The organism is Petrocella sp. FN5, assembly GCF_029210395.1.
Taxonomy (GTDB): Bacteria; Bacillota; Clostridia; order Lachnospirales; family Vallitaleaceae; genus Petrocella.
The window spans coordinates 17,990-30,484 of record NZ_JARGDP010000016.1; the positions used below are offsets into that span (position 1 = coordinate 17,990).

Below are 12,495 nucleotides of genomic sequence, written 5' to 3' on the forward strand. Positions count from 1 at the left end.
ACTCTCTTTCTATTGCCACAATACTAGTTCAAGGTCTTAAGTGTAACAAACATATCTTTTTCTTCTTCAACTGTATTTTCGTTTCCAATGACGCAGTAGTAATCTTGTCGGATGACTTTTTCAATCAATTGACCGAGTGCCCTTAGATCTTCTAGGGTTGTTGTCAGTATTTCATCCCGTTCTCTTTGCTCATCTTCTACAGTAACATTTGCCAAATACAATCCCAAAGCCCTTTCACCCTTCATTTGTGGTGTTAATGGTACATCCACATTGCTCATGGTGCCGATAATGTATTTTACAAGTTCTCTTTTATCTAAATTCAGATTTTTTATATAGTCTGGCAAGGCCCTATATATTGCGTAAGTCTTATTCAAGTTAGGATCTCTATAAGAACCTAGGAAAAATAGGCCATTTCTTCTAAAACCGGCAAATCCACCATAAGCCCCACCTTTTACTCTGACTTCTTTCCACATATAATCCAAGCTCATAATCGTTTGTAATACCTTCATATGACCATTGTAAAGATAACCTTCTTTTACATAATCACCGGCTAATGCACAGTATTGCACCTTGCTGGCTGTTTTGAAACCTTCATTCAAGACTTCAAAAGTGATTGGTAATGTGGCTTCGTATGTTATGGCTTTTTGGGGAAATACTGTGATTAGTTCTTGAAGCTTTTCTTTTACAGGTGCTACAAGTCTTTCTTCAGTATTCACTAAAATATGTAGATTTTCCCTATGGGTGATCTTATTTAGAATCACTTCTAGCTTTCTTGCCACTTCCTCATACTGATTTTCAGACACAAGCTTGTCAAGAAACTCATAATAAGTAATGCCATCTAGGGCTTCTTTGTAAAATGCACTGATGTTAAAGTAGCTTGAACAGCGATTAATGCTAACTGTATGCCCACCACTGGTTAAGGATGTACTCAGTCTGGACTTGTTTTCTAAAATCAAGTCCTTCAAACGATTCAAATCTGTAAAGACGGACTCAGTCAGTACCTCTTTGACCAAAGCTAGGGTTTCCTCCATTTTTTCGCTTAAGCATTTGAACTTCATTTCAAACTTAGTCTGACATGTATCCGGTTCATTGTTCATACCGTATACATTGGTGTCTGCGTTTATACCACCTGTATGAATGTTAATCTCATCTGATAAGTCTGAGTAGGTATGTTGCTGTGTATCCATACGCATCAAAAGCTTTGTAAGCAAGCTGACATAAGGCAACTCCTCAAAAGTCAGGGGTGAAAAGTCAAACAATAAGCGCATGTATACAATGTTATTGGTGAAAGTCTTATGAAGAACCCATTCTTGATTCTCTTCTTTTATAACTTCGTATTCTATAGGAGATGCTTCTTTTTTAATGTCCGATAAATCTAATAATGGTATTTTCTCTAAATCTTCTCTTGAATTCGGTTCTGCTTGATGTTTTTTAAGAGATTGGGTCTCTTCTATTAGGGCCAACTTATCTTCATGGGTTAAACTACTTCCAAAGGCATGAAGTTTATCCTTCAGTTGTTTTTCTTTATTTGCCAACATCTGGGCATCCGGAACGAGTCTGAGCAGTGCCGTATGTGGATTATTTAATAAATAGGTAGAAATAAGACCTGTAAAACAGCCGTTTTTCACACCTTGTCTAAGCTGTTCAAAGGCTTCGTCATAAGCAAAATTAACAAATGGATCTCCATCATATAACCACGTATCCAAGGCTTTTATTGAATAAATGACCCCTTTTGGGTATTGGCCGAAGTCTGCTTCTCTTACTTTAAACTCAAAATAATTAATAGCGGCTTCAACTTTTTTTCTTGAGAAACCTTCTCTTGCAATCTTTCCAAGTACACTTTCAATGGTCGCCACAAAAAGTGCCTCATGTTCTACATTGGTGTTTTTTGCAATGATACTAAAGGTTGGTTGTCTAAGGCCACTGTCATAACTTCCAAAGATATCTTCTGCAATATTCAACTTTAGTAATGCTTCCTTAAGAGGTGCTCCCGGTGCATCTATTAGAAGATGTTCCATTACTTCTAGCCCAAGGTTCTCACAATGGCTCTCCGGTTTGTCAAAAGCAACGTTGTAACTTAAATAAGACCTCTTGTCCGTATTGGCATCTTGTCCCACGGCATAGGATTTTGTTACGTGATTTCTTGTTTTAAAAGGCTCAACTTTGACCAACTCAGAGTCTACTTCAATTTTTTCGAAGTCATTTAGATAGGCTTCATTCAACCAGGACAACTGTTCTGTTACATCTAAGTCACCATAGAAAAATATATAGCTGTTACTGGGATGATAGTAAGTTCTATGAAAATCCAAAAACTGTTCTTGAGTTAAATCTGTAATGGCATCCGGTTCGCCACCTGAATCATAACCATAAGGATGGTTGGGGAAAAGCGCGGTTTGTATCTGTCTAAAAAGGACCTGTTCCGGGTTGGAGGAGGCACCTTTCATTTCATTATAAACCACACCGTTATAAGTCACGTCGCCTTCTATTGCTTCCAGTTCATAGTGCCAACCTTCTTGTTGCAAAATACGAGGATCCTTATAGATATTTGGATAAAGTACCGCATCCATATATACATCCACAAGATTTCTAAAATCCTGATTGTTGCAACTGGCAACGGGATACATGGTTTTATCGGGGTATGTCATGGCGTTTAGAAAAGTGTTAAGTGACCCTTTTGCCAACTCAACAAAAGGGTCTTTGACTGGGTATTTCCGTGAACCACACAGTACAGAGTGTTCTAGAATATGGGGTAAACCTGTATCATCCTTAGGGGGTGTTCTAAATATGATGTTAAAGGTTTTATTTTCATCATCATTTTTTACCACCATGATTCTGGCACCACTTTTTTCATGTTCTAATAATAATCCCAGGCCATTTAATGCCTCTATTTTTTCTTCTTTTATGATTTTATAATGTTTGTATTCCATATACTGCCTCCTTGTTATCTTTAGTCATTATCTTGATTTTGATCAAAGCTTCAAAACGAAGTCACTGGCCACAAGTAGTTTGTCTACAATGTTCTCCAGTGCTTTTTGGTCTTCTTCGCTGAAACGGCTTTTTGATGTGCTGTCTATGTCTAGAACACCAAGTAAAACACCCTTTTTTATCATGGGGATCACCAGTTCAGCCTTGGTGTCTCCATCACATGCAATATGACCTTCAAATTGATGTACATCAGGAATCCGAAGGGTTTCTCGCTTCATTGCGGCTGTTCCGCAAACACCTTTTCCTATGCTAATCCTCACACAGGCCGGCTTCCCTTGAAATGGGCCAAGGACCAGCTCACCTGACTTAAAAAGATAGTATCCAACCCAATTAACATCACCCAGTGTATGGTATAGTAAAGATGCTAGGTTGCTCATATTAGCTAAAGCATCTCTTTCATCATAAAAAAGACCATCCGCAAAATCCTTGATGTCAGCGTAAAAATTTGCATAATCTTTAGAACATATGGATGATAAATCGAACATAGCTGCCTCCTTAGGTTCAATTGATTCAATTTCAATTGATATTGGTTCTATTTTAACATTGGATGTCTTATAGATAAAGGGAAATCGCAATTTATAAAAATATTTTAACAAGATGGCTTAGATTACACAACTAAAAAGACCCTCTCTAAGATATAGGAAGGTCTTTCCAATTATGATGTTTCTCGTACCCATATCGTATGTCTGTATCTAAAATCCGGCGTCTTAAGCCATGGACCTTTTTCTGTACATCGCCATTCTTTAAGCCTACGTAAATCCGGCATGAATGTGTCTGCCTTAAGATCCGCCTCTATCATGGTCACATAGGCTTTCTGACAATAGGGTAGCAAAACCTCATAAATGTTACCACCACCGGATACAAAAACTTCTTCCGGATGAGTGTCTTTTACTGTTTTAAGAAGTTGTTCAACCGATGAGACACTTGTAATTCTTGGGTGCTCGTAGGTTTTTGTACGCGTCATGACAATGTGTTGTCTTTTTGGTAAAGGCGCACCATTCTTAAAAGATTCTAATGTTTTACGTCCGATGACAATGGTCTTATCCAATGTCATCGCCTTAAAATAGGCCAAATCCTCCGGTAAATAGGTTAGAAGATTGCCGTCTCGACCGATACCGAACTTTTCATCCACTGCAACAATCAATACCATGTCGTCCTCCTATATGGCAATTTCTATCCCTTTGATTTGTTTGCCTCGCTTATAGTCTAAGAGTTCAAAATCCTCCACCTTAAAATCATAAAAGTCTTTGACATTAGGGTTCATTCGAAAGATTGGCGGATCATAAGCTTGTCTTTCTATCAATGTTTCAACATGTTTTATATGACGATCATAGATATGAGCATCGGCGATCACATGTAGCAATTCTCCCACTTCAAGGTCCGATACCTGAGCCAGCATATGCATTAATACCGCATACTGTACCACATTCCAGTTGTTGGCTGCTAGGACATCATTGGATCTTTGATTTAAGATGCCATTCAACTTTTTGCCTGTCACATTAAAAGTCATGCTATAGGCACATGGGTAAAGGTTCATCTCACTTAAATCTGAATGGACATATATGTTGCTAATAATTCTTCGACTATAAGGATTGTTTTTTAGATCATAAAGCACCCTGTCCACTTGGTCAAACATACCTTCAGGATACGGATGTTTCACACCCATTTGATAGCCATAAGCTTTTCCAATAGATCCATCCTCATCTGCCCAGTTGTCCCATATTCGACTGCCTAAATCGTGAATGTTATTTGATTTCTTTTGCCAGATCCATAAGACTTCATCAATGGCCTTTTCAAAGTTGGTACGTCGTAAAGTCAGAATCGGAAACTCTTTGGCCAAATCATATCGATTGACCACCCCAAACTTCTTAATGGTATGGGCCATGCTCCCATCTTCCCATCTGGCTCTTACCGCCTGTCCTTCTGAGGAGGTTCCGGTTTCCAATATTTCTTTGCACATATTTATAAAAATCTGATCTGCTAAACTCATCATCTGCTCCTTAATTTAAGTCGTTACGTAACTGGTTGTGAACCTTCTAATACTGGCTAATCCTGAATAGGTATCATAATTATCTTCTGATAAGACAACCAAGGTTGGCGCTGTCATGACTTTGAACCGTTCTACTAAGCTAAGTTCTTCTTCTGCATCTACAATCCTGTAACTATGTTTTTTACCTAGATAGACTTTTGCCACCTGACAACTGGGGCAAGTTTTCGTCGTAAAAAGCAATACTTTTTGATCTTGAGCGTCACTGCCAGACTTTTCTTCTAGCTCTGCCCTTGCCTTCAAGGCCTTTTCTATTCCTACATCTTCAGCTGACGCCTTAGTACCACCTTCTACAATGTACTCTCTACGTTCTTTATACTCCTGGCTTTTGCCATCATTCCAATGTTGTAGTGGACGATAGTAACCGGTTATACGAGAATACACTTCTGTTCTATGACTACATTCAGGACATTGATGCACTTCACCACTTAAGTAACCATGGTTTTCGCATATGGAGTAAGTGGGGGACAAGGTGTAATAAGGCAATTTATAATTCTCAGCTATGGCTTTGACCAATTTGGCTGCTTCTTGCCAACCGGAGAGCTTCTCACCTAAGAACCCGTGAAAAACGGTACCTGATGTGTATTTGTCTTGGAAGGCATCTTGAAGATCTAAGGCATCAAATATATCCACTGTATGATCTACCGGTAGATGGGTGCTGTTGGTATAATAGGGTATCCCCATATTCTTCCCTGCTGAAATAATATCTATGTATTTTACTTTATCCATCTTAGCCAGACGATAAGTGGTTGATTCTGCAGGTGTTGCCTCAAGATTATACAAATCACCATAGGCTTCTTGATAATCAGACAAACGATCACGCATATGATCCAATACCTTAAGGGCAAATGCTCTGGCTTTTTCATTGATTAGATTCTTGCCAATCCATTTGGCATTAAGGGTAGCCTCATTCATACCAATAATGCCAATGGTGGAAAAATGGCTTGAAAAATGCCCTAAATATCTTTTCGTATAAGGGTATAGGCCTTCATTGAGGAGGCGCGTGATGACTTCTTTTTTAATCTTCAAGGACCTAGCTGCAAGATCCATAATGTTGTTCAGACGTTCAAAGAAATCTTGCTCATCTTCAGCCAAGTAGCCTATTCTTGGTAGGTTAATGGTAACCACGCCGATTGAACCGGTGCTTTCACCGGAACCAAAGTATCCACCTTGTTTTTTCCTAAGCTCTCGTAAATCCAGTCTTAACCGACAGCACATGCTCCTAATGTCACTGGGCTCCATATCACTATTAAGGTAATTGGAAAAATAAGGTGTTCCATATTTTGCTGTCATTTCAAACAAAAGTTTGTTATTCTCATGATCTCCAAAATCAAATGCTTTGGTTATGGAATAAGTAGGTATAGGGTATTGAAAACCGCGTCCGTTGGCATCCCCTTCAAGCATAACCTCTATAAAAGCCTTGTTAATCATATCCATCTCTGCTTGACAGTCTCCGTAAGTAAAATCCATAGCTTTGCCACCAACAATGGCCGGTAGACTTGCCAAATCATCCGGTACTTTCCAGTCTATGGTAATATTAGAAAAGGGAGATTGGGTACCCCAACGACTGGGTATATTAACCCCAAAAACAAAGGACTGTATGGCTTGTTTAACTTCCTTATAACTTAGATTATCGACTTTTACAAAAGGCGCTAGGTAGGTGTCAAAGGAAGAAAAAGCTTGTGCACCGGCCCATTCATTTTGCATAATACCCAGAAAATTAACCATCTGATTGCAAAGTGTAATCAGATGTCTGGCCGGTGCTGAAGATATCTTACCGGGGATACCACCTAGGCCTTCTTCAATCAATTGCTTCAAGGACCAACCGGCACAATAGCCCGTCAACATAGAGAGATCATGAATATGCATGTCCCCATTCCTATGGGCATTGGCTATGGCTTCATCATATGCCTCTGATAACCAATAATTTGCCGTTATGGCTCCTGAATTATGTAGAATTAATCCGCCAACGGAATAGGTAACCGTCGAGTTCTCTTTTACACGCCAGTCTTCTTCTTTTACATAGCTATTTACAATTTCTTTGTAATCCAATATGGTGGATTTGATATTTCTGATTTTCTCTCTTTGCTTACGATATAGTATATAAGCTTTGGCCACTTCTGTATAGCCGGATTCTTCTAAGATTTTTTCCACACTGTCTTGTATGGCTTCCACACCGATTTGCCCATTTACTATTTTTGACTCAAAATCTGATGTCACTCTAAGCACCAACATATTCAATATGTCATCATTAAAAACCTTCTTCGTGGCGACAAAGGCCTTGGTAATCGCATCCTTAATCTTATGTAAATCAAAACCTCTTATTTCCCCATCTCGTTTGACCACTTCATACATTTGACATACCTCCCAAACTTCAACACAAAACAGCTACCTCAACATATAAAATCATACCACAGTGCAAGAACTTGGTCAACGGAAAAAATACTATATACAGTAGGCAATTAGTTGTATACCTACTATATATAGTATTTACTTATTTAACAATGGTTAAAGGGTCAAAACTAGGTTTCACTAAATTCACCCACCATATGTAGGTGAAGGTTCAACTATATAGTTTTGACACCTTAACCAATAACCATACTACCCAATTCATATTTATTAATATAGGCCTCTTCAATATACACTTCAACATAGGTCCCTTCATTGACATAAGACTCTTCAAGGATCTGACCATATGTCCTAAGCTTTTGAAGAATCTGACCTTGATGATAGGGTACAATAATTTTCATGAGTCGCTGTCCCTGTAGCAGATGTTGTTCCAAAGCTTCCAGTACTTTACGGATGCCATCACCTGTTAAGGCTGAAACGCGAATATTAGCAAGTGCCTTTTCATCCCATAGGTCTTCATCTACATTGTCTCTATCACATTTGTTGAGCAAGGTCAACATGGGTGTTTTCTCTGCTCCAAGCTCCTGTAAGGTTTCATGGACAACCTGTATATGCTTATTGGCGTCCGGATTGCTTGCGTCCACCATATGAATTAAAAGATCTGCATAAACCACTTCTTCTAAGGTCGACTTAAAAGCTTCTACAATATGATGGGGCAATTTTCTGATAAAACCAACCGTATCCACCAATAGGACTTCTTTCCCTTCCGGTAGGACCATATTTCTGGTGGTGGGGTCAAGTGTTGCAAATAGCATATCCTCTTGCAAGACACCAGCATCGGTCAAATGGTTCAATAAGGTTGATTTTCCTGCATTGGTGTATCCGACAATAGCAATGATTGGTTTGCCTTGTTTAGCTCGTCCTTCTCTTAATAGGTGTCTACTGGAATGGATTTTTTCCAGTTCCTCTTTCAATATATCAATACGTCGTCTAATATGGCGTTTATCCGTCTCTAGTTTTTTCTCTCCAGGACCTCTTGTACCAATACCACCACCTAATCTTGATAGACTTTTACCCAGTCCGGACAACCTAGATAGACGGTATCGCATCTGAGCCATCTCAACCTGCAATATACCTTCTTTGGTATGAGCATGTCTTGCAAAGATATCCATAATCAATATAGGACGATCTACAATCTTAACATCTAGAGCCTCGCCAAGGTTTTTTAACTGTGCCGGTGACAACTCATCATCACAGATGACTGTGGTTATTTCATATTGGTCAATCATCTCTTTTAACTCTTCCACTTTGCCTTTTCCGAAGTAAGTAGCAGGATGAGGTTTATCTCTGTTTTGTATGACTTTGACCAAGGTGCTTGCACCCGCTGTTTTTGCAAGTTCTTCTAGTTCATCAATAGCGCTGTCCACTTCTTTTTCCTTATTTTGGGGACAAATAGCAATTAATATGGCTTTTTCTTCTATTTCATTCTTGATTTGTTCTTCCACTTGGTGCACCAACTTTCTAATAGACTTCTATATTATTTAGAGCTTCCTTAGCCGCTTTATGATCCGGACTTATGGATAAGACTTGATTCAGCATTTTTTCAGCTTCTATAAATGCTTGCATATCTATATAAGTCAAGGCCTTTTGATACATCGCTTCAATGTGATTTGCACTTAAACTTAAAACCTTATCATATTGGACCAGACTACTTTCATATTCCATTGTTTCTCTGTAAACTCTTCCAAGGGCAATGCGGGTTGAAATGTCTGTTGGATAATTTTGTAAATAGGCTTCTAATTGTAAGATAGCATCCGCATATTGACCAATGATTTGATACGTCACACCTTGTCCTTTATACCCTTCAATACTACCATACTCAATGCCAAGTCCATAGTTCATTAATGCTTCACCATAGGACTTTTCACTAAAATAAATATTACCACGGGTGATGTATAAATCGGCATAATTGCTCCATCTTGTTATGCCCACACCAAGTACCCTAATAGCTTCTTCTACTTCTCCTGTTTCTATCAGTATTTTTGCTTTTAAATCATACATTTGAGGAATATATGGATCCATTGAAAGTGCTGTATTCACATCGCTTAAGGCAATACGATATTCTTCCATTAGATAATAAACACTGCCTCTATTGCCATAAGCATAAGCGTAGTCTTGTTTTAATTCTATGGCACCATCAAAATAGGATAAAGCCAACTCATAGTCTCCTATGGATCTGTAAATCAAACCAAGGGCATTGTATAGTTGTTCATCATCTTTTTTAAGTTCAAATGCTTTTTCTAAAACAACCAATGCCTCTTTGGGTTGGTTGATTTCATTTAATAATGTACCTAGATTCAAATAAGTATAGTATAAACCGTTTGAATCTTTAAAATCGTCTTTTAACTGAATGGCTTTATAAAAATCTTTCTGTGCCTGATCATAGACACCTGAACTCAAATATACCGTCCCTCTATTTAAGTAGGCTTCCGGCATGTTCGGTTCCAAAAAAATGGCTTGATTTAGATCTTCTAATGCTGATGCAATATCACCTTTTTCATAATGAGCCATACCACGATTACTAAAAAAAGCACCATATTCAGGATAATCTATAAGGCTTTGGGTGAAATGTGATATTGCTTCATCATAAAGACCTTCTAAGTATAAGTTATAACCTTCATCATTTAGCTGTTCTTCTTCAGAGCCGCTACAGGCTGTAAAAACTGTACTGATCAATAGCAGTAAAAAGATTATTATGTATTTTTTTAGCATCATTATTCGCTCCTAATTCGCTTCCGGTACTATTACACTGGTTTAACTTGACGTATCCATTTCATGTCTATATTATAGAACAAAGAGATCCATTTACATTCGAATCTATAGCTAAGGTGGTAGAACATGAAAAAGAAAAACCTACAACAGATTATGGCCCTCATTGGCGTCGCTCTAATATTACTACTTTTCATTCTGACCCTTGTTTTCATCCTCATTGGCCATTCAACATTAGCCATCACCTTTGTTGCTATCAATGGCTTTGTCGTTGTTATTCTATACTTTGCCTTAAGGTTTCACCAAAATGCGAAAGATTCCAACAAAGATTGGATGGATGACCAAGACGATTCTACAAGAGAAAACTAAATCACAATCATTTAGGTTGCTGATGATCCGGCAGCCTTTTTTTCATGTTTTTCTTAATATGGGCTTCATAACCTTCATCTGAAGGTTCATAATAAATCTTGTCTACCAGTTCGTCCGGTAAATACTGTTGTTTAACGAAATGGCCTGGAAAATCATGGGCATATTGATAGCCAATACCATGACCCAGTGACTTTGCACTTTTATAATGTGCATCTTTTAGATGGGGTGGGAGTGTTTTGATCTGAATATGCCCAACGTCTTCCATTGCAGAAAAAATGCCAAGGGCTGCGTTACTTTTTGGTGCTGTAGCTATGTAGCTTACCACTTGTGCTAGGATAATCTGCGCTTCAGGCATACCGACAAAATGAACTGCTTGAGCCGCTGCACTGGCCAGTATCAATGCCCTGGGGTCTGCGTTACCGACATCCTCTGAAGCGCATATAACCACACGCCTGGCTATGAACTTGGGGTCTTCTCCTGCATAGAGCATTCTCGCCAGATAATAGATGGCTGCGTCCGGGTCAGACCCTCTCATGCTCTTAATAAATGCGGATATGACATCATAATGGTTATCTCCATCTTTATCATAATTTAACGACCTTTTTTGTATGCATTCTTGGGCTACTTTTAAATCTATTATAATCTTACCCTTTACTGAATCCGTGGTTAGTGCGCCAAGCTCTATAGCATTTAGAGCCACTCTGGCATCACCGTTTGCCACATCTGCAAGAAATATCATAGCATCTTCTTCAATGTTTATGTTATAGGCCTTCAATCCTCTTTCTAATTGAATCGCTCTTTGCATAAGCACAATAATATCTTCTTTGCTTAAGTGGTACAATTGGAAAATTCTAGATCTCGATACCAAAGCCTTATTGACTTCAAAGTATGGATTCTCAGTTGTCGCACCAATTAAAGTAACGGTACCATCTTCTACATAAGGCAACAAGGCATCTTGTTGGGCTTTATTGAACCTATGGATCTCATCTATAAAGAGTATGGTTTTCTTCATAGACATACCTAGGCTGTCTTTTGCTTCAGCCACAACATCCTGTATGTCCTTCTTACCTGCTATCGTTGCATTCAACTGTCTGAAATTAGACTTGGTTGTATTGGCAATAACTTTAGCTAAGGTTGTTTTTCCTGTTCCCGGAGGTCCGTAAAAAATGAGGGACCCCAGTTTGTCTGCCTTAATGGCTCTATATAGGAGTTTACCTTCACCGATAATATGCTTTTGCCCAACCACTTCATCTATCGTTTCAGGACGCATTCTTGCAGCAAGGGGTGCATCCTTTACTAATGTTCTTTCTCTTGCCATATCAAATAAATCCATAGTTTCTCCTTTGGCAATACTATTTATTCGTAACCTTCATTATAGCATAATCTTGTAAAGGAAGAAAATTACATTTATGTGCGTTTGGTTTATTGTAGTTTAGCAAAGGTATTACTATTAAGTAGTTTTTTTTGATGTTGCTGGGCTGTAATACTAGACTATAATGTTAGGCTATAATGTTAGGCTATAATGCTTGGCTATAATGCTTGGCTATAATGCTTGGCTATAATGCTTGGCTATAATGCTTGGCTATAATGCTTGGCTATAATGCTTGGCTATAATCGTAGATGTAACACACAGCTTTTCCTTGCCTTACACTTCGTACGGTCAGCGGAAAAGCTGTATATCACATCTACTCGGTAATAAGTCGTCATTTCGTCAATAAAAAGCACTGCTCAACCATCCTTCTTTTTTACATCCATGTAAAAATGAAGGACGTTCTACATCCATGTAGAACTGTGATTGATCAGTACTTTTTCTTTCCTCATTCGGTTCCGCATCACTATAAAAGTGGTGTAATTTGTATATAATTGCCAAAAAGAAGTAGTTGGTGTGTCAAATTAGATTGGTCCATGAGCTAAAGCAATCAGTGTACTAAAATAAACCAACATCGACCATGAAGTTCCTGGAAGCAGTGTGTGTG

9 protein-coding genes are annotated in these 12,495 nt (G+C 38.5%); 1 reads left to right on the top strand and 8 read right to left on the bottom strand.

All coding sequences use genetic code 11. The annotated features are described in order from the left end of the window. Positions 1 to 23: 23 nt before the first annotated feature. The 7 genes from P0N36_RS06230 to P0N36_RS06260 all read right to left on the bottom strand — a co-directional run bounded on the left by P0N36_RS06230 (position 24) and on the right by P0N36_RS06260 (position 10,156). Positions 24 to 2,927, bottom strand: a complete 2,904-nt coding sequence (locus tag P0N36_RS06230) for an insulinase family protein (protein WP_275841981.1) — start codon at positions 2,925 to 2,927, stop codon at positions 24 to 26. Between the two features lie 42 nt (positions 2,928 to 2,969). Further along, on the bottom strand, positions 2,970 to 3,470 hold the full coding sequence (locus P0N36_RS06235) for a GAF domain-containing protein (protein WP_275841982.1): 501 nt from the start codon (positions 3,468 to 3,470) through the stop codon (positions 2,970 to 2,972). A gap of 170 nt (positions 3,471 to 3,640) precedes the next feature. Beyond that, on the bottom strand, positions 3,641 to 4,135 hold the full coding sequence (locus P0N36_RS06240; protein WP_275841983.1) for a dihydrofolate reductase: 495 nt from the start codon (positions 4,133 to 4,135) through the stop codon (positions 3,641 to 3,643). Between the two features lie 9 nt (positions 4,136 to 4,144). Then, entirely contained in the window at positions 4,145 to 4,975 is an 831-nt protein-coding gene (gene thyA, locus P0N36_RS06245; protein WP_275841984.1) for a thymidylate synthase, read from the bottom strand. Positions 4,976 to 4,990: 15 nt separating this feature from the next. Continuing rightward, a complete protein-coding gene (locus tag P0N36_RS06250) occupies positions 4,991 to 7,387 on the bottom strand; it encodes a ribonucleoside triphosphate reductase (RefSeq protein ID WP_275841985.1) in 2,397 nt (798 codons plus the stop codon). Positions 7,388 to 7,617: 230 nt separating this feature from the next. After that, positions 7,618 to 8,886 carry a GTPase HflX gene (gene hflX, locus P0N36_RS06255; RefSeq protein WP_275841986.1) on the bottom strand — a complete coding sequence of 423 codons (1,269 nt, stop codon included), beginning with the start codon at positions 8,884 to 8,886 and terminating at the stop codon, positions 7,618 to 7,620. A 16-nt stretch (positions 8,887 to 8,902) separates the two neighbouring features. Continuing rightward, on the bottom strand, positions 8,903 to 10,156 hold the full coding sequence (locus tag P0N36_RS06260; protein WP_275841987.1) for a tetratricopeptide repeat protein: 1,254 nt from the start codon (positions 10,154 to 10,156) through the stop codon (positions 8,903 to 8,905). Between the two features lie 123 nt (positions 10,157 to 10,279). On the opposite strand from P0N36_RS06260, the gene P0N36_RS06265 reads away from it, so the two are divergent. Further along, on the top strand, positions 10,280 to 10,519 hold the full coding sequence (locus P0N36_RS06265) for a hypothetical protein (protein ID WP_275841988.1): 240 nt from the start codon (positions 10,280 to 10,282) through the stop codon (positions 10,517 to 10,519). A 7-nt stretch (positions 10,520 to 10,526) separates the two neighbouring features. Here P0N36_RS06265 and P0N36_RS06270 read toward each other — a convergent pair whose 3' ends face one another. After that, complete coding sequence (locus P0N36_RS06270) at positions 10,527 to 11,852, bottom strand: replication-associated recombination protein A (protein WP_275841989.1); 1,326 nt, start codon at positions 11,850 to 11,852, stop codon at positions 10,527 to 10,529. Between the last annotated feature and the right edge of the window lie 643 nt (positions 11,853 to 12,495).